Annotated in this window: 22 protein-coding genes; 10 read left to right on the top strand and 12 right to left on the bottom strand. The window is 69.3% G+C overall.

What is annotated here, in order from left to right; translation table 11 throughout:
• Positions 1-24: 24 nt before the first annotated feature.
• From NOO62_RS10620 to NOO62_RS10600, 5 genes are all read right to left on the bottom strand, one after another.
• The gene (locus tag NOO62_RS10620) at positions 25-741 is read right to left on the bottom strand and encodes an ABC transporter ATP-binding protein (protein WP_268770632.1); all 717 of its coding nucleotides are present in this window, start codon (positions 739-741) and stop codon (positions 25-27) included.
• Positions 738-1,562: an ABC transporter ATP-binding protein gene (locus NOO62_RS10615; RefSeq protein WP_321170565.1), complete on the bottom strand. Its 825-nt coding sequence runs from the start codon at positions 1,560-1,562 to the stop codon at positions 738-740. Before NOO62_RS10615 ends, NOO62_RS10620 begins: the two co-directional genes overlap by 4 nt.
• Positions 1,563-1,565: 3 nt before the next feature.
• On the bottom strand, positions 1,566-3,413 hold the full coding sequence (locus NOO62_RS10610) for a branched-chain amino acid ABC transporter permease (protein ID WP_268770631.1): 1,848 nt from the start codon (positions 3,411-3,413) through the stop codon (positions 1,566-1,568).
• A 5-nt stretch (positions 3,414-3,418) separates the two neighbouring features.
• Positions 3,419-4,348, bottom strand: a complete 930-nt coding sequence (locus NOO62_RS10605; protein ID WP_268770630.1) for a branched-chain amino acid ABC transporter permease — start codon at positions 4,346-4,348, stop codon at positions 3,419-3,421.
• A gap of 102 nt (positions 4,349-4,450) precedes the next feature.
• Positions 4,451-5,701, bottom strand: coding sequence for a branched-chain amino acid ABC transporter substrate-binding protein (locus tag NOO62_RS10600; RefSeq protein ID WP_268770629.1), 1,251 nt, complete (start codon positions 5,699-5,701; stop codon positions 4,451-4,453).
• A 523-nt stretch (positions 5,702-6,224) separates the two neighbouring features.
• Between NOO62_RS10600 and NOO62_RS10595 the strand changes: the two genes are divergently transcribed.
• Positions 6,225-6,545 carry a hypothetical protein gene (locus NOO62_RS10595; protein WP_268770628.1) on the top strand — a complete coding sequence of 107 codons (321 nt, stop codon included), beginning with the start codon at positions 6,225-6,227 and terminating at the stop codon, positions 6,543-6,545.
• Positions 6,546-6,579: 34 nt separating this feature from the next.
• On the opposite strand, the gene NOO62_RS10590 is transcribed toward NOO62_RS10595, so the two are convergent.
• The 3 genes from NOO62_RS10590 to NOO62_RS10580 all read right to left on the bottom strand — a co-directional run bounded on the left by NOO62_RS10590 (position 6,580) and on the right by NOO62_RS10580 (position 9,894).
• On the bottom strand, positions 6,580-6,963 hold the full coding sequence (locus NOO62_RS10590; RefSeq protein ID WP_268770627.1) for a hypothetical protein: 384 nt from the start codon (positions 6,961-6,963) through the stop codon (positions 6,580-6,582).
• A 134-nt stretch (positions 6,964-7,097) separates the two neighbouring features.
• The gene (locus tag NOO62_RS10585; RefSeq protein ID WP_268770626.1) at positions 7,098-7,565 is read right to left on the bottom strand and encodes a PaaI family thioesterase; all 468 of its coding nucleotides are present in this window, start codon (positions 7,563-7,565) and stop codon (positions 7,098-7,100) included.
• Between the two features lie 49 nt (positions 7,566-7,614).
• Complete coding sequence (locus NOO62_RS10580; RefSeq protein WP_268770625.1) at positions 7,615-9,894, bottom strand: FdhF/YdeP family oxidoreductase; 2,280 nt, start codon at positions 9,892-9,894, stop codon at positions 7,615-7,617.
• A gap of 208 nt (positions 9,895-10,102) precedes the next feature.
• Here NOO62_RS10580 and polA point away from each other — a divergent pair, with 208 nt between their 5' ends.
• The 4 genes from polA to NOO62_RS10560 all read left to right on the top strand — a co-directional run bounded on the left by polA (position 10,103) and on the right by NOO62_RS10560 (position 16,224).
• Positions 10,103-12,772 (top strand): DNA polymerase I, encoded by a 2,670-nt coding sequence (gene polA, locus NOO62_RS10575; protein WP_414930981.1) that lies wholly within the window; start codon positions 10,103-10,105, stop codon positions 12,770-12,772.
• Positions 12,773-13,127: 355 nt separating this feature from the next.
• Positions 13,128-14,885, top strand: coding sequence for a lytic murein transglycosylase (locus tag NOO62_RS10570; RefSeq protein WP_268770623.1), 1,758 nt, complete (start codon positions 13,128-13,130; stop codon positions 14,883-14,885).
• A 185-nt stretch (positions 14,886-15,070) separates the two neighbouring features.
• Entirely contained in the window at positions 15,071-15,205 is a 135-nt protein-coding gene (locus NOO62_RS10565; RefSeq protein WP_107098168.1) for an SPW_0924 family protein, read from the top strand.
• A 20-nt stretch (positions 15,206-15,225) separates the two neighbouring features.
• A complete protein-coding gene (locus NOO62_RS10560; protein WP_268770622.1) occupies positions 15,226-16,224 on the top strand; it encodes a DUF3068 domain-containing protein in 999 nt (332 codons plus the stop codon).
• Here the strand turns inward: NOO62_RS10560 and hrpB are convergent.
• Positions 16,214-18,775, bottom strand: a complete 2,562-nt coding sequence (gene hrpB, locus NOO62_RS10555; RefSeq protein WP_268770621.1) for an ATP-dependent helicase HrpB — start codon at positions 18,773-18,775, stop codon at positions 16,214-16,216. The genes NOO62_RS10560 and hrpB overlap by 11 nt on opposite strands.
• Positions 18,776-18,780: 5 nt before the next feature.
• A complete protein-coding gene (locus tag NOO62_RS10550; RefSeq protein ID WP_268770620.1) occupies positions 18,781-19,602 on the bottom strand; it encodes a class I SAM-dependent methyltransferase in 822 nt (273 codons plus the stop codon).
• Positions 19,603-19,959: 357 nt separating this feature from the next.
• On the opposite strand from NOO62_RS10550, the gene rpsA reads away from it, so the two are divergent.
• On the top strand, positions 19,960-21,477 hold the full coding sequence (gene rpsA / locus NOO62_RS10545) for a 30S ribosomal protein S1 (RefSeq protein ID WP_268770619.1): 1,518 nt from the start codon (positions 19,960-19,962) through the stop codon (positions 21,475-21,477).
• A 197-nt stretch (positions 21,478-21,674) separates the two neighbouring features.
• Here the strand turns inward: rpsA and NOO62_RS10540 are convergent, their stop codons facing one another.
• Positions 21,675-22,646: a right-handed parallel beta-helix repeat-containing protein gene (locus tag NOO62_RS10540; protein ID WP_268770618.1), complete on the bottom strand. Its 972-nt coding sequence runs from the start codon at positions 22,644-22,646 to the stop codon at positions 21,675-21,677.
• A gap of 243 nt (positions 22,647-22,889) precedes the next feature.
• Here NOO62_RS10540 and NOO62_RS10535 point away from each other — a divergent pair, with 243 nt between their 5' ends.
• From NOO62_RS10535 to NOO62_RS10525, 3 genes are all read left to right on the top strand, one after another.
• A complete protein-coding gene (locus tag NOO62_RS10535; RefSeq protein ID WP_268770617.1) occupies positions 22,890-23,828 on the top strand; it encodes a PAC2 family protein in 939 nt (312 codons plus the stop codon).
• A gap of 23 nt (positions 23,829-23,851) precedes the next feature.
• Positions 23,852-24,451 carry a dephospho-CoA kinase gene (gene coaE, locus NOO62_RS10530; RefSeq protein ID WP_268770616.1) on the top strand — a complete coding sequence of 200 codons (600 nt, stop codon included), beginning with the start codon at positions 23,852-23,854 and terminating at the stop codon, positions 24,449-24,451.
• Positions 24,452-24,576: 125 nt separating this feature from the next.
• On the top strand, positions 24,577-24,942 hold the full coding sequence (locus tag NOO62_RS10525) for a tetratricopeptide repeat protein (protein ID WP_268770615.1): 366 nt from the start codon (positions 24,577-24,579) through the stop codon (positions 24,940-24,942).
• A 43-nt stretch (positions 24,943-24,985) separates the two neighbouring features.
• On the opposite strand, the gene NOO62_RS10520 is transcribed toward NOO62_RS10525, so the two are convergent.
• Positions 24,986-25,246, bottom strand: coding sequence for a DUF6343 family protein (locus NOO62_RS10520; protein ID WP_268775558.1), 261 nt, complete (start codon positions 25,244-25,246; stop codon positions 24,986-24,988).
• 118 nt (positions 25,247-25,364) lie between these two features.
• On the opposite strand from NOO62_RS10520, the gene NOO62_RS10515 reads away from it, so the two are divergent.
• The gene (locus NOO62_RS10515) at positions 25,365-26,306 is read left to right on the top strand and encodes an acyltransferase domain-containing protein (protein ID WP_268775557.1); all 942 of its coding nucleotides are present in this window, start codon (positions 25,365-25,367) and stop codon (positions 26,304-26,306) included.
• Positions 26,307-26,374 lie beyond the last annotated feature (68 nt).

Raw genomic sequence — 26,374 nt, 5'->3', positions numbered from 1 at the left:
GCGGCGTGGGACTGAGTGTGCGGCTCAGTCCTCGCCGAGGTACGCCTTCCGCACGGACTCGTCGTGCAGGAGGTCGCCCCCCGTCCCGGAGAGGACGATCTTGCCGACTTCCATGACGTGGCCGTGGTCCGCGAGGGAGAGCGCGGCCTGCGCGTTCTGCTCGACGAGAAGGATCGTCGTGCCGTTGGCTTTCAGCTCGGAGATCGTCGCCATGATCTTCTGCATCATGATCGGCGAGAGGCCCATGGAGGGTTCGTCGAGCATGAGGAGCTTGGGCTGGGACATGAGGGCGCGGCCCATGGCGAGCATCTGCTGTTCGCCGCCCGAGAGGGTTCCCGCGGCTTGCTTCTTCCGTTCTCCGAGGATGGGGAAGAGTTCGTAGGCGTGGTTGATGTCCTTCTCGATGCCCGTCTTGTCGGAACGCAGGTAGGCGCCGAGGCGGAGGTTGTTCTCGATGGTCATGCGGGGGAAGATGTGGCGGCCTTCGGGGGAGTGGGCGAGGCCTTGCGCGACGATTTGGTCGGCGCGGTATTTCCGGAGGGGCTTGCCGTTGAATTTGATGGAGCCGCCGACCGGCTTGAGCAGGCCCGACAGCGTGCGGAGTGTCGTCGTCTTGCCTGCGCCGTTCGTGCCGATCAGGGTGACGACTTCTCCGGCGTCGACTTTGAAGCTGATGCCTTTGACGGCTTCGATTTTGCCGTAGGCGACGCGGAGGTCCTCGACCTCAAGGAGTGCGGTCATTTGTTGTTCTCCTCGAAGGGCTCGCCGAGGTAGGCGGCGATGACGCGGTCGTCCTGTTGCACGGTTTCGCTGGTGCCTTCGACGAGTTTTTCGCCTTGGACGAGGACGGCGACGCGGTCGCAGAGGTTGAAGATGAAGCGCATGTCGTGCTCGATGACGAGGACGGCGATGCCCATGTCGCGGATGGCGAAGACGAGTTCTTCGGTGGCGCGGGTTTCCTGCGGGTTCATGCCGGCGGTGGGTTCGTCGAGGAGGAGGAGGCCGGGTTCGCTGGCGAGGGCTCGGGCGATTTCGAGCTTGCGTTGTTCTCCGTAGGGGAGGTTGCGCGAGAGGTGTTCGGCCTTGTCGGCGAGACCGACGAACTCCAGGAGCTCCAGGGCGCGGGCCTTGGACGCCGCCTCCGCCTTGTGGAAGCCGGGGCCGCGGAGGAGGGCGGACCAGAGGCCTTCCTTCGTTCTGGTGTGGCGGCCGACGAGGACGTTTTCGAGGACCGTCATGTTGGCGAAGAGGCGGATGTTCTGGAAGGTGCGGGCGATGCCTGCCGCGGTGACCTTGAAGGATTTGGCGGGGAGGATGTCGCCTTTGTAGCGGACTTCGCCTTCGGTGGGGATGTAGAGGCCGGTGAGGCAGTTGAAGAAGGTGGTTTTGCCTGCGCCGTTGGGGCCGATGAGGCCGACGATTTCGCCGGTGTTGACGGTGAGGTCGACGGAGCGTACGGCGGTGAGGCCGCCGAAGCGCATGGTGACGCCGCGGGCGTCGAGGACGTTTTCGCCGGTCGGGGTGGCGGGGGTGTGGTCCTCTTTGGTGGTGTTGGTGGTCATGGGTCAGACCCCTGTCTTGCTGAGGGCTGCGGGTGGCGGCGTCTCGCCGGGGCTGAGTTCGGCCTCGTGGAATTCGAGTTGGCGGCGGCGGTTGGGGATGAGGCCTTCGGGGCGGAAGCGCATGAGGAGGACGAGTGCGAGTCCGAAGGCGAACAGTTGGTAGTCGCCGAGGAATTGGAGTTTGTTGGGGATGAGGTAGAGGAGTGCGGCGCCGACGAGGGGTCCGCTGATGGTGCCCATGCCGCCGAGGACGACGGCTGCCAGGAGGAAGGCGGAGTTGGGCGGTACCGAGTTGGCGAATTGGTACTGCTCCGGTGTCACGGTGTATGTGACGTGCGCCTGGACTGTGCCTGCGAGGCCTGCGAGTGAGGCGCCGAGGGCGAAGGCGATGAGTTTGACGCGGAATCCGTTGATGCCCATGGCGAGTGCCGCGGTTTCGTCTTCGCGGATGGCGACCCAGGCGCGTCCGATGCGGCTGTTTTCGCTGCGTCGGAAGACGAGGACGACGACGAGGGTGATGAGCAGCATCAGGAAGAAGTAGTTGGCGAATCGGCCGATGGTCTGGCCGAGGATGCTGTGCTCTACGCCGAAGTCGAAGCCGAAGATTTTGAGGTTGGGGATGGAGGAGATTCCGTTGGATCCGTTGGTGATGTCGGGTCCGGAGGAGCCGTCGGAGTTGTTGGCGGCGAGGCGGAAGATTTCGCCGAATCCGAGGGTGACGATGGCTAGGTAGTCGCCGCGGAGGCGGAGTGTGGGGGCGCCGATGAGGACGCCGAATATGAGGGATGCGCCTGCGCCGACGAGGATGGCTCCCCAGAAGGGGAGGTGGATGTCGAAGGGGGATGAGGGGGTTCCGGAGACCATGGATGCGGCGTAGGCGCCGACGCCGAGGAAGGCGACGTATCCGAGGTCGAGGAGTCCTGCGAGTCCGACGACGATGTTCAGGCCGAGGGCGACGGTGGCGAAGATGAGGATGTAGACGCCGATGGTGGCGTATTGGTCGTCGCTTTGGGTGAAGGGGAATGCGGCGGCGGCGAGGAAGGAGCCGGTGAGGGTGACGTTGCGGTGGCGGGCCGTATACGTCGAGACCTGTGCGACGAGTCCTGCTTTGGCGAGTGCGGCGAAGCAGAAGCCGACGGTGAGGAGGAAGCCGATGAAGAGTTCGTCGTATTCGGTGCCGATGCCGTAGGTGAAGACGAGGAGGCCGACGGCGAGGGCGGCGATGATGACGAGGATTTCGAGGTAGGAGTTGAGTTTGCGGGGTGGTGCCGGGGTGGTGTCGGCGGTGAAGGCGCCTTTGATGATGGTGTTGGCGTTGCGTGTGCGGTGTTTGAACTGTTCCCAGGTGCTGTCTTCTTCGTCGACCGGGTAGGTGTGGGGTCGGGTGAAGGGGAGGGCGAGGGCGCCGGTGAGGGCGGTGAGGGTGGCGATGGCTGCGACCCAGCCGCCGGGTTCGAGGTTGGCGAGTCCGCCGAGTGTGTCGCTGATGGCGTAGATCGTGTACCAGGCGGTGGTGAAGGCGGCGAGGGCGGCGTATTTGAGGGCTGCGTCGGTGCCGGCGGGGGCGATGGTGCGGAGGCCTTTTGTTCCGTAGGAGGCGAGTCCGAGGAGTGTGGTGAGGGCGCCTGCGATGAGGACGAGGACTTGGAGGCCGCCGGGGTAGCCGTAGACGGTGAGGTCGCCGGGGAATTTGGTGGTCCAGGTCCAGGCCATGAAGGTGGAGATGACGGTGAGGATGCCGCCGCCGGTGGTGAGGGCGCGGGCGGGGCCGGTGGGGATGGGGATGAGCCCGGTGGGGGGCTTTTCCTTGTGCGGCTGGGGGTTGTCGGCCTGGGTGGTGTGTGTGGTCATTGGTGTCACGCCCTGTCCGCGACGCGCTCGCCGAGGAGGCCTTGGGGCCTGACGAGGAGTACGACGATGAGGAGTACGAACGCCCAGACGTCGGCCCAGGACTGGCCGCCGAGCTTGTCCATGCCGGGTACGTCGTTGATGTAGGCGGTGGCCATGGATTCGGCGAGGCCGAGGACGACGCCGCCGATCATGGCGCCGTAGATGTTGCCGATGCCGCCGAGTACGGCTGCGGTGAAGGCTTTGAGGCCGAGGATGAATCCCATGCGGAAGTCGATCTGGCCGTATTTGAGTCCGCGGGCGACGGCGGCGATGCCGGCGAAGGCGGCGCCGATGGCGAAGGCGACGACGATGACGCGGTCGGTGTTGATGCCCATGAGTTTGGCGGTGTCTGGGTCTTGGGCGGTGGCTTGCATGCCGCGGCCGATGCGGGTCTTCATGACGAAGTAGCCGAGGGCGATCATGCAGATGGGGGCGGTGATGAGGAGGAAGACGTCGCCGGGTTGCATGGTGACGGAGCCGATGTGGATGGAGCCGCCGGGGAGTTCGGGGAAGGATCGGGCGGATTTGGCTTCGGGGTACCAGGCCCAGACGGCTTGTTGGAGGGCGAGGGAGAGGCCGATGGCGGTGATGAGTGGTGCGAGGCGTGGTGCTCCGCGCAGGGGGCGGTAGGCGAAGCGTTCGGCGCCGATGGCGATGGTGGTGGAGACGAAGATGGCGCCTATGAGCATGAGGGGCAGGGCGGCCCAGACGCTGGTGCCGGCGGGGAGCCAGAGCCAGACGGTGAGGGCGCCGAATCCGCCGGTCATGAAGATCTCGCCGTGGGCGAAGTTGATGAGCTGGACGATGCCGTAGACCATTGTGTAGCCGATGGCGATGAGGCCGTACATGGATCCCAGTAGCAGGCCGTTGACCAGCTGTTGCGGCAGTTCGTGCACCGCAGTCCTCCGAGTCTTTCGTGCGACGGATGCGACGCCGCGCGGGGCGCTTGTTTGCGGCGCCCCGCGCGGGGGGTTGTCGTGTGGGCTTACGGGCCGGGGTCAGTTGCTCCCGGTGTAGGTGCCGGACTCGACGGGCTTCCAGCCGCTCTTGGGGTCGGTGGTCTTGACTTGGTAGACGGTGAGCTGCTTGTTGGTGGCGTCGCCGTATTCGTCGAAGGAGACCTTGCCGGTGACGCCGTCGAAGGAGACGTCCTTCATGGCGTCGATGACCTTGGTGCGGGCGTCGTCGGGGAGTTTGCCGTCGTTGTCGTCGACGACCTTTTTGACGGCTTCGATGATGGCCCATGCGCTGTCGTAGGAGTAGCCGCCGTAGGCTTCGTAGGCTTCTTTGAAGCCGGCCTTCTTGTAGTTGGCGATGAACTCCTTGGCTGAGGGGAGTTCTTCGACGGGCTGGCCTACGGAGGTGGCGTAGTCGCCGACGCCTTGTTTGCCGGAGAGTTTGATGAAGTCGGCGCTGTAGATGCCGTCGCCGCCGACGAGGGGGGCTTTGGATCCGGCTTGCTTCATCTGCTTGCTGAGGGGTCCGGCCTGGGGGTATTCGCCGCCGTAGTAGACGAGGTCCGCGTCGCTGTTGCGGATCTTGGTGGCGACGGCGCCGAAGTCTTTGGTGTCGGGGTTGATGTGTTCGGTGCCGACGACCTTGCCGCCGAGTTTGGTGAACTCGTCCTTGAAGGTGGCGGCGAGTCCGGCGCCGTAGGTCTTCTTGTCGTCGACGACGAAGACCTTCTTCTTCTTGGCTTTGTTGTACAGGTACTGGGCGGCGAACGGGCCTTGGATGGCGTCGGTGGTGGCGGTGCGGAAGTAGGACTTGTAGGGGCGGGCCTTCTTGCCGCCGTTCCAGTCCGGGCCCTGGGTGAGGGCGGGGTTGGTGTTGGCGGGGGAGACCTGGACGAGTTTGGCGTCGTCGAAGACCTTCTGCATCGATTCGGCGACGCTGGAGTTCAGGGGGCCGACGGCGCCGAGGACGTCCTTGTCGGCGACGAGTTTGGTGGCGTTGGTCTGGCCGGACGAGGGTTGTCCCTGGTCGTCGAGGGCTTCGATCTTGAACGTGACGCCGTCGACGTACTTCTTGGCGTTGGCCTGTTTGGTGGCGAGGTCGACGGAGTTGCGGATGCCGAGGCCCAGCGCGGAGAGTTCGCCGGTCAGTGGCGCGTCGACGCCGATGACCACGGTGGTGCCGCCACCGGCTTCGTCTCCGTCGTCCTTGTCGTCGCGCGAGCCACAGGCGGTGAGGGTGAGAGCCCCCGCGGTGAGTGCAGCGGTGATGGCTATGAGCGAACGTTGACGCACGATCAGTCCTTTCCCCTGGCACGGCTGTCCCTTGTTGGGATGCCGAGTCGAGCGCGGAACCGAACTGACAGGAATCCGGTGGGCGCGGTGACTGGCCGTGACTCTAAGGGCGCCTTTGTTCTTGGTGGAGTGGTCGGACCAAGGCTGTGACGCTCTTGTTATGCCACGGAGTATTCCGGGCTGGAACGCGGGGGGCGGTTGGGGCTGAATATTGCCTTGTTCGGTGGATCTCGACGTATCCGCATGCTGAGAATCCCCAGGGCAACTTGCAGGACTGTTATGCGGTTTGACTCATGACAGTGGTGTTCGTGGGCATGCGGCGGTCAGGGCGGCGGAAAGATCATTCGCGTATTCCGGACCCAGGATGTAACTCTGCTTCTCGTTTGCGCGCGCATTACGCAGCGTTACTTCGAGAAAGGGGAGTCCTGCGTTCCGGGGTACTTCTCCACATTCGCGAATGTGCATCGTAATGATCAACTTCCGGGGTGATCCCGTTTTGACCTCGAAAGGGGTGACAGGGGATGTGCTGACCGAAAGGGCCGCGGAGGGCTGGCCGACCTGGCGGACGGTCGCGGGCGGTCCCGACTCCTGCGCGAACGCGACGGCGAAGGTGAACGTACGGTCCCCGGCGCGGGGGCGCGACATGTCGCCCTCGTACGTCACGGAGACGCTCTGTGACGGCCGGAGTGGCGGCGGCGGTGGGGGTGGTGGTTCCGGTCGCGTCACGTGGAAGGTGATCGCGGCGGCGCCGATGACCGCGGCCGTGGTGGCGGCGAGGGCGGTGCGGCGGAAGCGGAGGGGGCCCGGGCGGGCGCGGCGAGGGGGTGCGGACTCGTGGTCGTAGGTGTCCTCGCCCGGCTCGACCGGTCCGATGGCCATCATGTCCACGGCCCGCCGCTCGGGCCGCCGTCCCGGTATCGCTCGGCGCACCTGTGGCGGGCCTGCCGGTCGATCAACTCCCGTCCGGCGGCGGCGTTTTCACGCCTGCGCTCGGCGCGTGCGGTGTCGAGGATGTCGCGCAGGATGAGGTACTGCCCGTTCGACAGGCCCATGGACTGGTAGTCGCCGTAGGTCTTGTCCCCCGCGTCGTAGATCTTCCGCGCCCACGTGGTGATGATCATGGTGCAGAGGTCGGCGGGGGACGTGGTGCCCTGGGAGGGGCTGCGGGCCGCATCCGGTTCGGCGGATCCGGAATCACCGCATCCGGTGATGGCGGTGAGAGCGGCGAGGACGAGCGCACAGAGCGATATCCGGTGCCTCATGAAGTGACGCTAGACCGAAGCTCTACGCCCCGACAATGCCGCATGCGGGCCTCGTCGCGCCCGCGCCTTCGGCGGCTCCTTGTCGCGCCCGCGCCCTCAGCGGCTCCTCGCCGCGCCCCCGCGCCCCTGCGGGGTCAGCCCGCGGCGTTCTGCGCGTCCCGCAGCATGCACGTCAGGCGTGCGGTGCACACCCGCTTGTCGTGCTCGTCGGTGATCACGATTTCGTACGTCGCCGTGGAGCGGCCCCGGTGCACGGGCGTCGCGACGCCGGTGACCAGGCCGGAGCGGGCGCCGCGGTGGTGGGTGCAGTTCAGGTCGACGCCGACGGCGAGCTTCTGCGCGCCGCCGTGCAGCATCGCGCCGACCGAGCCGAGGGTCTCCGCGAGCACCGCGGACGCGCCGCCGTGGAGGAGTCCGTACGGCTGGGTGTTGCCCTCGACCGGCATCGTGCCGACGACGCGCTCGGCGGAGGCCTCCAGGACCTGGACGCCCATGCGGGTGCCGAGGTGCCCGGCCGAGAACAGGGAGGGCAGGTCGACCCCGAGCGATGCGTACTCGTCGAGGACTTCCTGCGGGAACTTCACGCTGTGCTGCTCACCCATGGGGCCCGGCTCCGTTCGTTCGTCGTCGCACCTGTCGCTGAGCGAACGCTCAGTCGGAGGCTGATTGTTCCAGGCGGACGACGACGGACTTGCTGGCAGGGGTGTTGCTGGTGTCCGCGGTGGCGTCGAGCGGTACCAGGACGTTGGTCTCGGGGTAGTACGCGGCGGCGCAGCCGCGTGCCGTCGGGTAGTGCACGATGCGGAAGCCGGGGGCGCGGCGCTCCACGCCGTCCTGCCATTCGCTGACGAGGTCGGCGTACGTTCCTTCGGCGAGGCCGAGGTCGGCCGCGTCCTGGGGGTGGACGAGGACGACGCGGCGGCCGTTCTTGATGCCGCGGTAGCGGTCGTCGAGGCCGTAGATCGTGGTGTTGTACTGGTCGTGGGAGCGGATGGTCTGGAGCAGTAGCCGCCCCTTCGGGACGGTGGGGTACTCGACGGGGGCCGCGGTGAAGTTGGCTTTGCCGGTGGCGGTGGGGAAGCGGCGTTCGTCGCGGGGTGCGTGGGGCAGGGCGAAGCCTCCGGGGTGGGCGATCTTCGCGTTGAAGTCCTGGAAACCGGGGATGACGCGGGCGATGCGGTCGCGGACGGTGGCGTAGTCCTTCTCGAACTCCTCCCAGGGAGTGCGGGACGTCTCGCCGAGTACGCGGCGGGCGAGGCGGCACACGATGGCGGGTTCGGAGAGGAGCTGCTTGCTCGCGGGTTCCAGGCGGCCGCGTGAGGCGTGGACCATGCCCATGGAGTCCTCGACGGTGACGACCTGCTCGCCGCTGCCCTGGACGTCGCGCTCGGTGCGGCCGAGGGTGGGCAGGATCAGGGCGCGGGCGCCGGTGACGGCGTGGGAGCGGTTGAGTTTGGTGGAGACGTGCACGGTGAGGCGGGCGCGGCGCATCGCGGCTTCGGTGACGTCGGTGTCGGGGGAGGCGGAGACGAAGTTGCCGCCCATGGCGAAGAACACCTTGGCTTCGCCGTCCCTGAGGGCACGGATGGCGCGGACGACGTCGAGGCCGTGGTGGCGGGGCGGTGTGAAGCCGAACTCCTTCTCCAGGGCGTCGAGGAAGGCGGGGGCGGGGCGTTCGAAGATGCCCATGGTGCGGTCGCCCTGCACGTTGGAGTGGCCGCGGACGGGGCAGACGCCTGCGCCGGGGCGGCCGATGTTGCCGCGCAGCAGCAGAAAGTTGACGACTTCGCGGATGGTGGGCACGGAGTGCTTGTGCTGGGTGAGGCCCATGGCCCAGCAGACGACGGTGCGCTTGGAGGCGAGAACCATGCGCAGCGCTTCTTCGATGCGCTGGCGGTCGAGGCCGGTGGCGCGGAGGGTGTCGTCCCAGTCGGCGTCCCGTGCGGCGGTGACGAAGTCCTCGTAGCCGTGGGTGTGCTCGCGGACGAATTCCTTGTCTACGGCGCCCTCGGTCTCCAGGATGAGTTTGTTGAGGAGGCGGAAGAGGGCTTGGTCGCCGCCTAGGCGGATCTGGAGGAAGAGGTCGGTGAGGGCGGTGCCCTTGAGCATGCCCTGTGCGGTCTGCGGGTTCTTGAAGCGTTCCATGCCCGCTTCGGGCAGCGGGTTGACCGTGATGATCTTCGCGCCGTTGTTCTTGGCCTTCTCCAGGGCGGAGAGCATGCGCGGGTGGTTCGTGCCGGGGTTCTGCCCGGCGACGATGATCAGGTCCGACTTGTAGAGGTCGTCCAGGAGGACGCTGCCCTTGCCGATGCCGATGGTCTCGGTGAGTGCGGAGCCGGACGACTCGTGGCACATGTTCGAGCAGTCGGGGAGGTTGTTCGTGCCGAGCTCGCGGGCGAACAGCTGGTAGAGGAACGCGGCTTCGTTGCTGGTCCTGCCCGAGGTGTAGAAGACGGACTCGTCGGGGGAGTCGAGGGCGGTGATCTCTTCGGCGATGATGTCGAAGGCCCGGTCCCAGGACACGGGCTCGTACCGCTCGGCGCCTTCCGCCAGATACATGGGGTGGGTGAGGCGGCCCTGCTGGCCCAGCCAGTACCCACTGCGGGTGGCGAGGTCCGCGACGGGGTGCTCGGCGAAGAAGTCGGGGGTGACGCGGCGCAGTGTGGCTTCCTCGGCGACGGCCTTCGCGCCGTTCTCGCAGAACTCCGCCTTGTGGCGGTGGTCCGGCTCGGGCCAGGCGCAGCCGGGGCAGTCGAAGCCGTCCTTCTGGTTGACGCGGAGCAGGGTGAGGGCGGTGCGGCGCACGCCCATCTGCTGCTGTGCCATGCGCAGGGTGTGACCGATGGCGGGCAGGCCGGCGGCCGCGTGCTGGACCTCGGCGACCTGCGGTGCGTCCTGGACCGGATCGCCCTTGGGCGGCTTGCTTGCCATGGTCGGCTCCCCTTCGAGCACGTACGTGAGGTACGTCTCCGATCCTCCCACGCGCCGGTGACATTGCCGGGGGCCGGGGCCGGGTGGAGCCGGAGTGTCAGTGGGGCGTGGCAGGATCGGGGACGTGGCAGAAACAGCAGCGAAGAAGAAGTCCGAGACCGCGGCGACGAAGGGCGGGTCGGCCGGTGGTGAGCAGCGCCCGCGTCTGATGCTCATGGACGGGCACTCCTTGGCGTACCGGGCGTTCTTCGCGCTGCCCGCGGAGAATTTCACGACCGCGACGGGCCAGCCGACGAACGCGATCTACGGCTTCGCGTCGATGCTGGCGAACACGCTGCGCGACGAGTCGCCCACGCACTTCGCGGTGGCGTTCGACGTGTCGCGCAAGACGTGGCGGTCCACGGAGTTCCCGGAGTACAAGGCGAACCGTTCCAAGACGCCCGACGAGTTCAAGGGTCAGGTCGAGCTGATCGGCGAGATGCTCGACGCGATGCACGCGGTGCGTTTCGCGGTCGACGGTTTCGAGGCGGACGACATCATCGCCACGCTGGCCACGCAGGCGGAGGCGGCGGGCTTTGACGTGCTGATCGTCACGGGTGACCGTGACTCGTTCCAGCTGATCACCGACCATGTGACGGTGCTGTATCCGACGAAGGGCGTCTCGGAGCTGACGCGTTTCACGCCGGAGAAGGTCCAGGAGAAGTACGGGCTGTCGCCGAGTCAGTACCCCGACTTCGCGGCGCTGCGCGGCGACCCGTCGGACAATCTGCCCGGTATTCCCGGTGTCGGTGAGAAGACCGCCGCGAAGTGGATCAACCAGTTCGGTTCGTTCGCCGACCTCGTGGAGCGTGCCGAGGAGGTCAAGGGCAAGGCGGGGCAGAATTTCCGCGACCACCTGGAGTCGGTCAAGCTCAACCGGGTCCTGACCGAGATGGTGCGTGACGTCGAACTTCCCAAGACGGTAACCGACTTGGAGCGCGCGCCGTACGACCGTACGGCGCTTGCGATGGTCCTGGACACCCTGGAGATCCGCAACCCGTCGCTGCGGGAGCGGCTGCTGGCCGTCGACCCGGGTGCGGAGGAGGCCGAGCAGGCTCCGGCCGAGCCGGGTGTGGAGCTGGACGGGTCGGTGCTGGGCGCGGGTGAGCTCGCGCCGTGGCTGGCGGAGCACGGCAAGGCGGTCCTGGGCGTCGCCACGGTGGACACCTGGCAGCTGGGTACGGGCACGGTTACCGAGGTCGCGCTCGCCGCGGCCGGTGGCGCTGCCGCCTGGTTCGATCCGGCGACGCTGGACGAGGCCGACGAGAACGCGTTCGCCGCGTGGATCGCCGACCCGACGAAGCCGAAGGTCCTGCACAACGCCAAGGGCGTCATGCGGGTCTTCCCCGAGCACGGGTGGGCGGTGGCGGGCGTCACCATGGACACGGCTCTCGCCGCGTATCTGGTGAAGCCCGGCCGTCGTTCCTTCGCTCTGGACGCGCTGTCCTTGGAGTACCTGGGCCGTGAGCTGGCGCCCGCCTCGGCGGCCGACGGGCAGCTCGCCTTCGGTACGGAGGAGGACGACCGGGCCGAGGCCGACTTCCTGATGTCGCAGGCCCGCACGGTCCTCGACCTCGGTACCGCCTTCGGCGAGAAGCTGACGGAGGTCGGTGCGAGCGACCTCCTCGCCGACATCGAGCTGCCGACGTCCGCGCTCCTGGCCCGCCTGGAGCGGCACGGCATCGCGGCGGACCGCGAGCATCTGCGGGCCATGGAGCAGCAGTTCGCGGGCGCGGTGCAGCAGGCCGTGAAGGAGGCGCACGCGGCGGCGGGCCACGAGTTCAACCTGGGCTCGCCCAAGCAGCTCCAGGAGGTTCTCTTCGGCGAGCTGAACCTCCCCAAGACGAAGAAGACGAAGACCGGGTACACGACGGACGCGGACGCGTTGGCGTGGCTCGCGGCGCAGACCGAGAACGAACTGCCGGTCATCATGCTGCGCCACCGCGAGCAGGCGAAGCTGCGGGTCACGGTCGAGGGTCTGATCAAGACGACGGCCGCGGACGGCCGTATCCACACCACGTTCAACCAGACGGTGGCGGCGACGGGCCGGCTCTCCTCCACGGACCCGAACCTGCAGAACATCCCGGTCCGCACGGACGAGGGGCGGGCGATCCGCCGCGGCTTCGTGGTCGGTGAGGGCTTCGAGTCCCTCATGACCGCGGACTACAGCCAGATCGAACTGCGCGTGATGGCGCACCTCTCCGAGGACGAGGGCCTCCTGGAGGCGTTCTCCTCCGGCGAGGACCTGCACACGACGGTCGCCTCCCAGGTGTTCGGCGTGGACGGCTCGGCCGTCGACGCGGAGATGCGGCGCAAGATCAAGGCGATGTCGTACGGGCTGGCGTACGGGCTGTCCGCGTTCGGGCTCTCGCAGCAGCTGAACATCGATGCGGGTGAGGCGCGGGCGCTGATGGACACGTACTTCGAGCGGTTCGGTGGGGTACGTGACTATCTCCGCCGCGCGGTCGACGAGGCCCGCGCGACGGGTTACACGGAGACGATGCTCGGCCGTCGGCGTTACCTGCCCGACCTCAACAGTGACAACCGTCAGCGCCGTGAGATGGCGGAGCGGATGGCTCTGAACGCGCCGATCCAGGGCACGGCGGCGGACATCGTCAAGATCGCCATGCTGAACGTCCACAGGGCGCTCACGGAGGCGAAGCTCGACTCCCGGATGCTGCTTCAGGTCCACGACGAAATCGTCCTCGAGATCGCGCCGGGCGAGCGGGCGAAGGTGGAGGAGCTGGTGCGCAGGGAGATGGCGGGGGCGGTGTCCCTGCGGGCGCCGCTGGATGTTTCGGTGGGGGTCGGCCCCGACTGGGAGTCCGCGGCGCACTAGCCCTCCCGGGTGGGGGAGCGGGCTGCCCTCCCGGGCGGGGGTTCGGGGGGTTGCCGCGGCGGGTCCGTGTCCGGGTGCGGTTCCCCGCGCCCCTAGGCGGACCACCCGGGAGTCCCGGCACGTGCCGCAGTCGCGTAACAGACCTGTCGCGGCGGACCCGCCAACCGGTAAAAACCGGGCACGAACGGGTGCCTGGGCGCGTCAAGTTGTCGTAGTGTCGGCTGAGTCGATCCACTGAGAGCACGCGCGTGCGAAGGCAGGCGTGAACGCGCAGGACTGCTGCGCGGCTGTCAACCAGCGTGCACCGGGGGTGGGGCGACGCGCAACAGTCGTCAATGGGGAGGGGTGGCTCGGCATGGCGCCGGTAATCGGCAGGCGGCTGCGCAGAGGAACGGTGACCGCTGCGGTGGCCGCGGCGGCGGTGGCGGCCCTCGCCGCGTCGCAGGCCCCGGGCGTGACGGACGTGGGGCGCGAGGGTCCGGCGGCAGGCGCGGCGGACACCCCGCCGCCGTCCGGTGACTCCGCGACCGGCGACTCCCCGTACTTCACCGATCTGCCGCCCCTGCAGAGTCCCGTCCCGCCGACCGCCCCGAACGGCGGCGACAAAGAGGATGAGGCGGGCGTGCCGGCCACGGTCCTCGACGCGTACAAGAAGGCCGAGGCGTCCCTCAGCAAGGACAAGCCCGGCTGCAACCTGCCCTGGCAACTCCTCGCCGCCATCGGCAAGGTGGAGTCCGGCCAGGCCCGCGGCGGCCGTGTCGACGCGAACGGTACGACGCTCAAGCCGATCCTCGGCCCGGTCCTGAACGGCGACGGCTTCGCGAAGATCACCGACACCGACAAGGGCGCGTACGACGGGGACAGCACGCACGACCGTGCCGTAGGCCCGATGCAGTTCATTCCGTCGACGTGGGCGTCCTGGGGCCAGGACGGCAACGGCGACGGCGAGAAGGACCCCAACAACATCTACGACGCGGCGCTCGCCGCGGGCCGTTACCTGTGCGCGGGCGGCCGTGACCTGTCCGTCGAGGCCGACCTGCACAAGGCGATCCTGAGCTACAACCGGTCGACGGAGTACCTGAACACGGTCCTGTCGTGGCTGGAGTACTACCGCAAGGGCACCCACGAGGTTCCCGACGGCAAGGGTGTCCTGCCGGACGACCGCAGCGACACCCGCTACCCGGGCCTGCGTCCGGACCCGACGCCGTCGCACTCGCCGTCGTCCAAGCCCAAGCCCAAGCCGAACCCCGGCAACGACGACAAGCCCGGGAACAACGGCGGCGGCAGCTCCAAGCCGAAGCCGCCGGGCGACGGCGGTTCGCAGAAGCCGCCCGCGCCCGCGGACGTCGACGCGCTGGCGAACGCGGGGACGGGCGACCTCGTCGCGAAGACGGGCAACGCCTTCAGCGAGCGTGTCGCGGTGCGCGCCCTGACCGAGTCGGGCGTATTCGTGCCCAAGGTGAAGGTGCGGTTCACCGTGTCCGGCGACACGGACGCCCGCTTCGAAGGCGGCGTGCGGGGTGTCACCGTCACCACGAACTCCCGGGGCAAGGCCACCGCGCCAGTGCTCGAAGCAGGGCAGAAGGCCGGCGAGTTCGTCGTGCAGGCCCGGGTTCTGGGCCACGCGGCGTCCCGTATCGACTTCGAGGCGCAGACCGTGGCACGCGTCGCCGACGCGCTCGCCAGGACCAGCGCCAAGCCGCTGGTCTGCGAGCCCGGCAAGGAGTTCGCCGAGCAGGTCGAGGTCAGGGCGACGCACAAGGGCAAGGTCGCGGACGGCGTCGCGGCGACCGCCACGATGATCAAGTCGGCGACGGACGCGTCCGCCAACGACAAGGGTCCGTACTTCAAGGGCGCGGACGGCAAGCCGGTCCGCACTCTGACGGGTCTGAAGACCGGTGCGAACGGCGTGCTGAAGCTCCCGAAGATGTACGCGGACGGCGCGGCGGGCACGTACCTGCTGCGCATCGTCACGGAGGGCGGCGCGACGCTGACCGTCGAGCTGAAGGTGACCGCGCCGGAGCCCGACACGACGCCGTCGCCGTCGGACTCCGCCAGTGCCACGCCGAGCACGTCTCCGAGCGCCTCCACGAGCGCTTCTCCCGGCGTCTGACCGGGCGGGCCCGCCCAGACCCGCCCGGGTCGGCCCCGCGACTCCACAGGACCGCCCCTCCGCCCACCCGGTGGAGGGGCGGTCCTGTGTTGTGCAACGTGTTCTCATCTCGCTCTGCCGTTGCTACGGTGCCCGACCTGACGACCAATCAGTTCCGGCCGTACGCCGAAATGGGGAGGCCCCGCATGCGCGCCCTCATCGCCGCCGCCGCAGGCCTCGCCGTCGCGCTCGCCCTGGTCCTGACCATCACGGCGATCGGCGCCCCACCGGGCGAGACGTCCCCCGAGCCGCTCCTCACCACTGTCCCCAAGCACCCATAGACGTAGGGAGGGCCGCCGCGATGCGCCGCAAGGCCAGCCTCGTCCTGCTCGCCTTCGCCGTGTTCTGCACGGCCATGTCCCCGCTCATGCGCTGGTACGCCTTCCCGCGGCTCGCGAAGATCCCGCCGAGCCAGTACCAGGAGGCGGTCCTGGAGGCGGACGACCCGACCCTCATCGACTACGGCTCCATGAAGGCCGAGAAGATCGACAAGGTCACCATCGTGCAGACCCTCAAGGGCAACGTCGAGGCCTCCGAGAGGATCGAGAGGACGGCGGACCGCGACGTCGTGGTCTGGGACGCCCTCTCCTACGTCCAGGACGCCGACGGCAAGATGGTCTCCAAGATCCCCGAGCGCTACATCTTCGACGCGCACAGCCAGGAACCCGTCCACGCCACGGGAGAAGCGGTCGACGGGGACCCCGTCAAACGCGAGGGCATCGAGTTCAAGTGGCCCTTCCTCACCGAGAAGCGGGACTACGAGTACTTCGACGCACAGGCCCGCATCACCCGCCCCATCCACTACAAGGGCACCCAGAACTTCCGCGGCCTGGAGGTCTACTACTTCGAGCAGACCATCCCCTGGACCAAAGTGCCCTTCCCCAAGACGATGCCCGTCAAAGGCATCACTCCGGAGTCCCTCGCCAAGACGGGCACCACCCGCTGGTACACCACCGTCCGCAAGTTCTGGGTCGAACCCACCACCGGAGCGCCCGTCTACGGAGAGGAGATCCAGAACAACGAACTCCGCGGCGGCACCCTCCTCGGCGACCGCGACAAGGTCACCGTCTTCTCCGGACACGTGAAGATGCGCGAGGACTACATCAAGGACACCGTCGACCTGGTCAAGTCCCAGCGCGTCCTGGTCCTCCTGCTGACCTCGTACCTCCCCTGGGGCTTCCTCACCCTCGGCATCCTCCTGCTGGCCCTCTCCCTCTGGCTGGAGGCCCGCGGCCGCAGGCCGGGCGATCCGACCCCCACGGCGGAGACCGACCCCGAACCGGAGCCCGTCAACGCCTAGGGGACCGGTCGCCGGGGCCCTGGCCCTCGGAACCCCGCGCGGCCTGCCTGGCCTTGGTGTAGCGGGTCGGCTCCGCCGTCGCCGGGTCCTCCGGCCACGGGTGCTTCGGGTAGCGGCCGCGCAGGTCGGCGCGGACCGCGCGGTAGCCGGACCGCCAGAAGGAGGCCAGGTCGGCGGTGACGGCCGCGGGGCGCCCCGCGGGGGACAGGAGGTGGACGACGACGGGGACGGCGCCGTCGGCGATGCGCGGGGTCTCGGCGAGGCCGAACATCTCCTGCAGCTTGACGGCGAGCACCGGCTGTCCGGGGTCGGAGTAGTCGATCCGGATCCTGGACCCGCTCGGCACCTCCAGGCGTTCCGGGGCGAGCTCGTCGAGGCGCGTCGCCTCGCCCGTCGCCCACGGCAGCAGCCGCGCCAGCGCCTGCCCGGCGTCGATCCTCGCCAGGTCGGCCCGGCGCCGGGCCCTGGACAGTTCGGGCTCGAGCCACTCGTCCACGCGCGCGTGGAGCGCGTTCTCCGATACGTCGGGCCAGGGCGCCCCGAGGTGCCGGTGCAGGAACGCGAGCCGCTCCCGCAGCTCCCGGGCGCTCCGGGACCAGTTCAGGAGCCGGGTGCCCTCCTCCCGCAGCCCGGCGAGCAGTCCCTCCCGCACGAGCCGGGGAGCGGGCTTCTTCAAGGGGCGCACCGCGAGCTCGACCGCGCCGAGCCGCTCCACGTGCCGCGCCACGACGTCGCCGCCGCTCCACGCCACCTCGTCGCTCTCGGAGTACAGCGGAGCCGCCGCGGCACGCGCGGCGTCCTCGTCGACGTGCCCGGCCAGGAGCACGCGCGCGTGGCCCGCGCCCACCGGACGGTCGGCCACGGCCACCGCGAGCCACCGCGCCCCGGACAACGCGGACCCCTGCCGGACCTCGGCCCGGGTCCCGCCCGCCATCAGATACGTTCCGCCGCCCACGCTCCGTGCCACCCGCTCCGGAAACGCGAGGGCCGCCACCAGACCGGCCACGTACTCGTCGCTCCCGTCCTCCTCGGCCGCCCCGGCGGGCGCCGCCGACGCCAGGCGTCTCGCCTCGGTCCGCCACCGCGCCCCGTACGCGTCCCTGCCGCCGCGCGCCGCCCGCCACGCGCCCGCCAGGTCGTCGCCGTACTCGCGCGGCGGCTCCTCACTCAGCAGCGCCACCGCCTCCGCCGCACGGCGGGCACCGACCCGAGGCGCCGCGTCCAGCAGGGCCCGCGCAAGGCGCGGGTGCAGCCCCACCCGCGACATCCGCGTCCCCCGCTCCGTCGCCCGGCCCGTGCCCGCGTCCACCGCGCCGACCGCCACGAGGACCTCACGGGCCGCCGCCATCGCGCCGCCCGGCGGAGCATCGAGGAGCGCGAGCCCGGAGGCGTCCGGATCGCCCCAGCAGGCCGCCTGCAGCGCGAACGCCGCGAGGTCGGCCACCTTGATCTCCGGCGCGGGAAAACGCGGCAGACGCCCGTCCTCCGCCTCGGCCCAGCACCGGTACACGGCCCCCGGCGCCTCACGCCCGGCACGCCCCGCCCGCTGCCGCCCCGCCGCCTGCGAAGCCCGCACCGTCGCCAGCGCGCTCAGCCCGCGCGCGTGGTCCACCCGCGGCTCGCGCGCGAGCCCCGCGTCCACCACGACCCGCACCCCGGGCACCGTCAGCGACGACTCGGCCACCGACGTCGCGAGCACCACCCGCCGGCCCGCCGACCCGGCGAGCACCGCGTCCTGCACCGCCGCGGGCGCCCGCCCGTGCACCCGCAGTACCTCCACGTCGCCGAGGCCCGTCAGCTGCCCGGCGACCCGCGCGATCTCGCCGACCCCCGGAAGGAAGCAGAGGACGTCCCCCTCCCGCTCGGCCAGCGCGCGCCGCACCACCGACGCCACGTGGGACAGCAGCGCCGGGTCCACCCGCATCCCGTGCGGCGGCCGCACCGCGCGCGGCGGCGGCGCCCACACCACCTCCACGGGGTGCGCGGTCCCGTGTGCCTCCACCACGGGCGCGTCCCCGAGGAGCCGCGCCCAGCCCTCCGCGTCGGTCGTCGCGGACGCCGCCACCAGCCGCAGCTCGGGCCGCAGCGCCGCCCGCACGTCCACCAGGAACGCCGCCACGGTGTCCGCGTCCAGATGCCGCTCGTGGCACTCGTCCAGGACGACCACGTCCACACCGGCCAGCTCCTGGTCCCGCTGGAGCCGCTGGAGCAGGACACCCGTCGTGACGACCTCCACGCGCGCGTGCGGGCCCACCACGCGCTCACCGCGCACCGTGTAGCCGACGCTGTCGCCCACCTTCTCGCCGAGCAGCCACGCCATCCGCCGGGCCGCCGCCCGCGCCGCGATCCGCCGCGGCTCGGCGACGACGACACGACGTGACCCCCGCGAGGCATCGAGCAGCCCGGCCAGGTCCAGCGGCACCAGCGTCGTCTTGCCCGTCCCCGGCGGGGCGCACAGCACAGCGCTGCCCGGCCCCTCCAGAGCGGACCGGAGGGCGGGCAGCGCGTCGCGTACGGGCAGATCCAGCGCTTCGTTACGGAGACCGATCACGTACGTCAGTCTCGTACGCACACGTAGATGGCCGTCCCCGGGATCAGGTTTCCGCGCAGCGGGGACCAGCCGCCCCACTCCTGGGTGTTCCAGGCGGGCCACTCCGGCTCCACGATGTCGACGAGCCGGAGTCCGGCGGCCACGATGTCCCGCACCCGGTCACCGATCGTCCTGTGGTGCTCCACATATACGGCGTTGCCGTCGTCGTCCTGCTCGACATAAGGAGTGCGGTCGAAATAGGAGGCCGCTACGGAGAGGCCCTCCGGACCCGGCTCGTCCGGGAACGCCCAGCGGATGGGGTGCGTCGCGGAGAAGACGAAACGGCCGCCGGGCCGCAGCACGCGCCGTACCTCTTCGAGGACGAGCACGGGGTCGGCGACGAAGGGCAGGGCCCCGTAGGCGGAGCAGGCCAGGTCGAAGGAGGCGTCCTTGAAGGGGAGCACCCCCGCGTCGGCCTGCACCAGGGGAACGTTTCCGCCGATCCGCAGCGCGTGCTGGAGCTGGCGGTGCGAGAGGTCGAGCGCGACCGGCCTGGCGCCCTGCGAGACCAGCCAGCGCGAGCACTGCGCGGCGCCGGCGCCGATCTCCAGGATGTCCTTGCCCTTGAGCTCCTCAGGCGGACCGAGAAGTTCCGCTTCCACCTCGTCGAGCCCTTCGGGACCCCACACGAAGCGGTCGTCCCCGAGGAACGTGCCGTGCTCGATCTGGTACTCGTCGGCATTCCGGTCCCACCAGCCGCGATTGGCTCGGCTGCTCTCCGTGACGTTCGCGTCACGCCGGGTGGCCTCGGGCTCGGGCAGTTCGGACTCTTGGATGATCGGCTCCATCGTCGTACTCTTCCGTGTCTTCCGTCGAAACCTCGTCGCGAAGGGGGCGCGGTACGGCCCGTGTGGCCTCATGCGACAGGTTTTGTGCCGGGTATGAGGCGATCCGCCCCGGGTGTGCGCCTTCGCGCATTGACCCTGTCCGGCTGCCCCCGTATGCTACAAGTTGCGCTGCGAGCCTGCGCTCCTCAGACATAGCAGGCTGCGCTCGCGTCTGTTGTATGTCCCCTCGGTTGTCGAGGCGCCTTCCGTTTCGCGGAAGTCGCGCTTCCTAGGCTGTCCGGCTTCTTCAGAGCGAAATCGGCTCCGGCGCGTTGCAGTACCTACGACTTCAATGTCCGTACCGGAGCCCTTACCCACATGACGAGCAGCACCGAGACCACCGCCACCACTCCGCAGGTAGCGGTCAACGACATCGGTAACGAGGAAGCCTTCCTCGCCGCGATCGACGAGACGATCAAGTACTTCAACGACGGCGACATCGTCGACGGCGTCATCGTGAAGGTCGACCGGGACGAGGTCCTGCTCGACATCGGTTACAAGACCGAAGGCGTCATCCCGAGCCGCGAGCTCTCCATCAAGCACGACGTCGACCCGAACGAGGTCGTCGCCGTCGGTGATGAGATCGAGGCCCTGGTTCTCCAGAAGGAGGACAAGGAAGGCCGTCTGATCCTGTCCAAGAAGCGCGCTCAGTACGAGCGTGCCTGGGGCACGATCGAGAAGATCAAGGAAGAAGACGGCATCGTCACCGGTACCGTCATCGAGGTCGTCAAGGGTGGTCTCATCCTCGACATCGGCCTCCGTGGCTTCCTGCCGGCCTCCCTCGTCGAGATGCGCCGCGTCCGCGACCTCCAGCCTTACGTGGGCAAGGAGCTCGAGGCCAAGATCATCGAGCTGGACAAGAACCGCAACAACGTGGTCCTGTCCCGCCGTGCCTGGCTCGAGCAGACCCAGAGCGAGGTCCGCCAGACCTTCCTCACGACCCTGCAGAAGGGCCAGGTCCGCTCCGGCGTCGTTTCCTCGATCGTCAACTTCGGTGCGTTCGTGGACCTCGGCGGCGTCGACGGTCTCGTGCACGTGTCCGAGCTGTCCTGGAAGCACATCGACCACCCCTCCGAGGTTGTCGAGGTCGGCCAGGAAGTCACCGTCGAGGTTCTCGACGTGGACATGGACCGCGAGCGCGTCTCCCTGTCGCTCAAGGCGACGCAGGAAGACCCGTGGCAGCAGTTCGCCCGCACGCACCAGATCGGGCAGGTCGTTCCCGGTAAGGTCACCAAGCTCGTTCCCTTCGGTGCGTTCGTGCGCGTCGACGAGGGCATCGAGGGCCTGGTCCACATCTCCGAGCTGGCCGAGCGCCACGTGGAGATCCCGGAGCAGGTCGTCCAGGTCAACGACGAGATCTTCGTCAAGGTCATCGACATCGACCTCGAGCGTCGCCGGATCTCGCTGTCGCTGAAGCAGGCCAACGAGTCCTTCGGCGCCGACCCGTCGGCCGTCGAGTTCGACCCGACCCTGTACGGCATGGCCGCGTCCTACGACGACCAGGGCAACTACATCTACCCCGAGGGCTTCGACCCCGAGACGAACGACTGGCTCGAGGGCTTCGAGACCCAGCGCGAGGCTTGGGAGGGTCAGTACGCCGAGGCGCAGACGCGCTTCGAGCAGCACCAGGCCCAGGTCATCAAGTCCCGCGAGGCCGACGCTCAGGCCGAGGCCGAGGGTGCGGCGGCTCCGGCCGGCGCGGCCCCGTCCGCCGGTACCGGCGGTGGCGGCGGCGGCGGTTCGTACTCCTCGGAGTCGGACGACAACTCCGGCGCCCTTGCTTCGGACGAGGCGCTCGCCGCGCTTCGTGAGAAGCTCGCCGGCGGTCAGAGCTGACCTCGCGTCGCTCTCTCTAGGCGGTAGTTGAACGTTGCGGGCCCGTACCTCTTCGGAGGTGCGGGCCCGTTTCTTTGTTTTCGGGTGCGGGATCGGGTTCGAGGGCGGGATCGGGATCGGGATCGGGTGCGGGATCGGTGGGGGCTGGGCGCGCAGTTCCCCGCGCCCCTGGAAGCTTGTCCCTTCGGGACCCGCTCCTACGGCGTCACCGTAATGTTCGTCAGGCCCTTGCCGCCCGTCACCGTGTTGCTCGCGTAGACCGTCGTCTTGCAGCTGCCGCTGTAGTTCGTCACGTTGATCGCCAGCTGCTTGTCGCCCGTCGCGCCCGTCAGGGTGGACCTGTTGCCGCGGAAGACCGTGCCGCAGCCCCAGCCGGACTGCTGGGAGTGGGTTTCGTAGCCGTTGTTCGTCGTGTTCTTGCCCGTGTTGTTCTCGATGACGTAGTTGTTGCCCTTCACGTCGATCCACGAGTCGTCGTAGTGGTTGCCGGTCAGGCCCCTGCCGTCGAACGTGTTGCCCGAGACCTTGCCGCCCGTGGTGCCCTCCTTGAGGTCGACCGCCTCGCCGCCCACGTCCGGGCCGATCGTGTTGCCGAGGATCTGCACACGGTCGCTCTTGTCGGAGAGCGTGTTGGCCGTGCCTACGTAGACGCCCTCTCCCATGCCGCGATCGTCGTTCCCGGTGTCGAAGATCCGCGAGTTCCTGATCACGCCGTCGCTGCTCGACTTGCGGAAGTGGACACCCTCCATGTCGAGGCCGTGGACGGTGACGCTGTCCACGACGACGCCGCGCGCGGAGTCGATCATGATGCCCTTCTGGCCGCCGGTGACGGTGACGCCCTTTACGGTCCAGTACGCGGCGCCGTTCAGATGGAGGCCGTAGCCGCCGCCCGCCTTGAGCACCGCCTTCGATGAACCGGTCAGTGTGATGCGGGCGTTGGTGTTCGCCGCCACGGAGGTCTTGAAGTTCCCGGAGTACGTTCCGTCGGCGAGGTGGATCGTGTCGCCGGGGGAGACGTCGCCGAGCGCCGCCTTCAGTTCGGCGGCCGTGGAGACCTCGATGGTCCGGGCCGACAGGGGTGACGTGCTCGCGAACGAGGGTGTGGCCAGCACGCCGGTGGCGGCTGTCGTGGCGAACAGGGCGGTGAGCAGGGGGCGTCGGGTGCGCATGGGGGGTGGCCTTCCCGTCGGCGTGGTCCGGAGTGGGTTCGTGGATGTGTTCTCGCACGTTGTCAGTCGTTCTCGTACATGAACACTGGATGCGCCTATGAACGTAGAAGCGGGAGCATGTCCGCGTCAAGGTATGGACCAGCGAGGATCAGCTCTCCAACTCCGTGGCTCCGCAAGGACGGCCGGGAATGCCCGTGACGCTGCGCGTGTTCTCCACTACGAACACGAGGAGGAGCGGTCACAGTGCTTGATCCGCAGGGTTTGTACGCATGGGAGCCGAAGGGCCTCGCCGTCGTCGACATGGCGCTCGCCCAGGAGTCGGCCGGACTTGTCATGCTCTACCACTTCGACGGATACATCGACGCGGGCGAAACCGGCGACCAGATCGTCGAGCGGCTCACGGACGGCCTCCCCGGGCAGGTGGTGGCCACGTTCGACCACGACCGGCTCGTGGACTACCGCGCCCGCCGCCCGCTGCTCACCTTCCGGCGCGACCGCTGGAGTGACTACGAGGTGCCGACGCTCGACGTCCGCCTCGTCCAGGACGCCACCGGCGCGCCCTTCCTGCTGCTCTCCGGGCCCGAGCCCGACGTCGAGTGGGAGCGGTTCGCGGCGGCCGTCCAGCAGATCGTTGAGCGGCTCGGTGTGCGGCTCTCCGTGAACTTCCACGGCATCCCCATGGGCGTACCGCACACGCGCCCCGTGGGTCTCACGCCGCACGGCAACCGCACCGACCTCGTGCCGGGGCACCGCAGCCCCTTCGACGAGGCGCAGGTGCCGGGCAGCGCGGCATCCCTCGTGGAGTACCGCCTCCTGGAGGCGGGCCACGACGTGCTGGGCGTCGCCGCGCACGTGCCGCACTACATCGCGCGCTCCGCGTACCCCGACGCGGCCCTCACGGTCCTCGAGGCCATCACGGCCGCGACCGGCCTGGTGCTGCCCACCGTCGCCCACGGACTGCGCACCGAGGCGCACCGGACGCAGACCGAGATCGACCGGCAGATCCAGGAGGGCGACGAGGAACTCGTCGCGCTCGTTCAGGGGCTGGAGCACCAGTACGACGCTGCGGCGGGCGCGCAGGAGCGGGGCAACATGCTCGCCGAGCCGCTGGACATCCCGTCGGCGGACGAGATCGGCCGTGACTTCGAACGCTTCCTCGCCGAGCGCGAGGGCGACGCGTAACGCCAGGCTCTAAGCTTCCCGGCATGCTGAAAGTTGGCCTGACCGGCGGCATCGGTGCCGGCAAGAGTGAGGTGTCGCGGCTGCTCGTCGCGTCCGGAGCGGTGCTGATCGACGCGGACAAGATCGCGAGGGAAGTCGTGGAGCCCGGAACGCCCGGTCTCGCGGCCGTCGTTGAGGCCTTCGGGACGGATGTCCTCGCCCCGGACGGCTCGCTGGACCGGCCGAAGCTGGGCGCGGTCGTCTTCGCGGACGCCGAGCAGCTGGCCGCCCTCAACGCGATCGTGCACCCCCTGGTGGGCGCCCGCTCCGCCGAGCTCGAACAGGCCGCGTCCGACGACGCCGTCGTCGTCCACGACGTGCCCCTCCTCACCGAGAACGGCCTCGCGCCGCTCTACGACCTCGTGATCGTCGTCGACGCGAGCCCCGAGACGCAGATGGACCGCCTGGTGCGGCTGCGCGGCATGAGCGAGGAGGACGCCCGCGCGCGGATGGCCGCGCAGGCCACCCGCGAGAAGCGCCTGGAGATCGCGGACATCGTCGTCGACAACGACGGCCCCCTGGAAGGCCTCCCGGAGCGGGTCGGCGAGGTCTGGGCAGACCTGGAGCGCAGGGCACGCCCGTAGGGTGCGCGCGTAGGGCACCCGTAGGGCGCGGGTTCACGCGCGCGTGGGGCACGAGTTCACGCGCGGGCGGAATAGGCCGGGGTGTGGCGGGCGTTGAGGCGGGGGAGCGAGGGAAGGAGCCCGGCGTGCCCGACATCACTCCGGAGACCCATGTCATCGATTTCCGAGCGGCCGAGCAGCTTCTCGCCGCCCGGGATCCGCGCGGCGCGGTGAAGTTGCTCGACACCGTCATCGCCGCCCACCCCGAGAACACGGCAGCCCGTCTGCTGCGGGCCCGCGCCTTCTTCGCCACCGCACAACTGCGCGCCGCCGAGCTGGAGTTCAGCACCGTCCTGGAGCGCGAGCCGGACAACGCGTTCGCGCACTTCGCGCTGGCCCGCACCTACGAACGCGGTGCGCGGCCCGAGCAGGCGCGGCGCCACTTCCGGCTCGCGGCCGCCCTCGACCCGCAGCCGGAGTACGTGGCGGCGGCCCGCTTCGACGAGGAGTAGAGGCGTAGAGGGGCAGGCGCGCACTGTTGTGGGCGTCCGGTGGCTACCGGGCGTTCGGCGGTTCGTACGGGGGTACGCTCCTGCCCGGCTGGTAGTGCGAGCCCTGTCGCATCCGGTGTACGACCCACGCCATGTCGACGGCGATCACGACCACCAGCGCGCCGCACACCGCCGCCCACCCCGGCCGGTCCGCGAGCGCGAAGGCCACGGTGCCGAAGACGGCCCAGGCCAGGCCCCATACGCTGAACCAAAGACGCATCCGCAGGGGACTGCGTGCGGTCACCGGTTCACTGCCTGTACGCATCATGGGAGGTCATCTCCTCCCTTACGGGATTCCTCCCTTACAGGATCCTCCCTTACAGGATAAAGAGGGTGAGAACGTGCTGGAAGCGCTCAGGGCCGACGAGCACCTCGCCGCGTGGCTGAGGGAGCTGGAAGACGCGGGGGAGCCACGGGCCGCGGCGGTTCTGCCGGACGCCGACGCGCTGCCGGAGGTGCTCCTCGACCTCGCCGTGCCGCACGAGGACATCAATCCGCTCGTGGCGCTGCGCGGTCGGTTGTGGGCCGATCCGGAGGCGCGCTGGCTGCTCGACCGCTGTGTGGACGCCGTCGTGCGCGACATGGGGAAGGTCGGCGGCGGGCGTGCACCCGTGCTGCCGGAGGCGTGGGGTGAGCTCGGGCGCTGCTTCTTCGTGTTCGTGTACGTGGCGGCGCTGGAGCACGTGCGTGCCTACCATCGCGGCCGCGGCATTCCCGACGACGTCTCGCGGCACACCCTCGCCGACCTCGGGCGCCATCTGGCGGTGCACCACAGGGCGCGCGGCAGCCGGGGGCTCCTCGTGCCTGACTGGCTCGGTCTGCACTTCCGGGGTGAGCTGTTCCAGTTGGGGCGGCTGCAGTTCCAGCGTGCCGTGCTGGGCGGGCGCATGGGCGGCGCGGTCGCGGCGGCCGGGCACCGGGCGGGGCCGGGTGACCCCTGCCTGAACGTCCACATCACCGATTTCCGGGGCGCGTTGACGCCCGAGGCCTGTGATCGGTCGCTGTTCCTGGCGCGGGAGTTCTTCGCGCGCCACTTCCCCGAGGAACGTTTCGAGACAGCCGTCTGCCACTCCTGGCTGCTCGACCCGCAGCTGCGGACGTACCTTCCCGATGACTCGAACATCGTCCGCTTCCAGCGGCGATTCCGTCAGGCGGACAGGTACGGGGAGGGGCCGTCGGACGGTGACCCCATCGCCTTCGTCTTCGGCGACCGGGACCTCCCCGTGGCCGAACTTCCCAGGCGAACGCGGGTGGAGAGGGCCGTGGGCGACCACTTGCGGGCGGGCGGTCACTGGTACGTGGGGCATGGCTGGTTCCCGCTGTAGTCGGCGGGGTGGTGCGGGGGTGGGGAACCGGGGGGTCGCACGCTTCGTTGGGCGGGCATGAGCGTGGA

Origin of the sequence: Streptomyces sp. Je 1-369, assembly GCF_026810505.1 — a bacterium.
GTDB lineage: Bacteria > Actinomycetota > Actinomycetes > Streptomycetales > Streptomycetaceae > Streptomyces.
Note: the sequence above shows the minus strand (reverse complement) of the source record. Positions and strands in the feature narration are given on the sequence as shown.

Bases quoted from the DNA above. Each gene is read 5' to 3' on its own strand.
- NOO62_RS10620 (WP_268770632.1), bottom strand. From the start codon at position 741: ATGACCGCACTCCTTGAGGTCGAGGACCTCCGCGTCGCCTACGGCAAA.
- NOO62_RS10615 (WP_321170565.1), bottom strand. From the start codon at position 1,562: ATGACCACCAACACCACCAAAGAGGACCACACCCCCGCCACCCCGACC.
- NOO62_RS10610 (WP_268770631.1), bottom strand. From the start codon at position 3,413: ATGACCACACACACCACCCAGGCCGACAACCCCCAGCCGCACAAGGAA.
- NOO62_RS10590 (WP_268770627.1), bottom strand. From the start codon at position 6,963: ATGAGGCACCGGATATCGCTCTGTGCGCTCGTCCTCGCCGCTCTCACC.
- NOO62_RS10585 (WP_268770626.1), bottom strand. From the start codon at position 7,565: ATGGGTGAGCAGCACAGCGTGAAGTTCCCGCAGGAAGTCCTCGACGAG.
- NOO62_RS10580 (WP_268770625.1), bottom strand. From the start codon at position 9,894: ATGGCAAGCAAGCCGCCCAAGGGCGATCCGGTCCAGGACGCACCGCAG.
- polA (WP_414930981.1), top strand. From the start codon at position 10,103: ATGCTCATGGACGGGCACTCCTTGGCGTACCGGGCGTTCTTCGCGCTG.
- NOO62_RS10570 (WP_268770623.1), top strand. From the start codon at position 13,128: ATGGCGCCGGTAATCGGCAGGCGGCTGCGCAGAGGAACGGTGACCGCT.
- NOO62_RS10565 (WP_107098168.1), top strand. From the start codon at position 15,071: ATGCGCGCCCTCATCGCCGCCGCCGCAGGCCTCGCCGTCGCGCTCGCC.
- NOO62_RS10560 (WP_268770622.1), top strand. From the start codon at position 15,226: ATGCGCCGCAAGGCCAGCCTCGTCCTGCTCGCCTTCGCCGTGTTCTGC.
- NOO62_RS10550 (WP_268770620.1), bottom strand. From the start codon at position 19,602: ATGGAGCCGATCATCCAAGAGTCCGAACTGCCCGAGCCCGAGGCCACC.
- rpsA (WP_268770619.1), top strand. From the start codon at position 19,960: ATGACGAGCAGCACCGAGACCACCGCCACCACTCCGCAGGTAGCGGTC.
- NOO62_RS10540 (WP_268770618.1), bottom strand. From the start codon at position 22,646: ATGCGCACCCGACGCCCCCTGCTCACCGCCCTGTTCGCCACGACAGCC.
- coaE (WP_268770616.1), top strand. From the start codon at position 23,852: ATGCTGAAAGTTGGCCTGACCGGCGGCATCGGTGCCGGCAAGAGTGAG.
- NOO62_RS10520 (WP_268775558.1), bottom strand. From the start codon at position 25,246: ATGCGTACAGGCAGTGAACCGGTGACCGCACGCAGTCCCCTGCGGATG.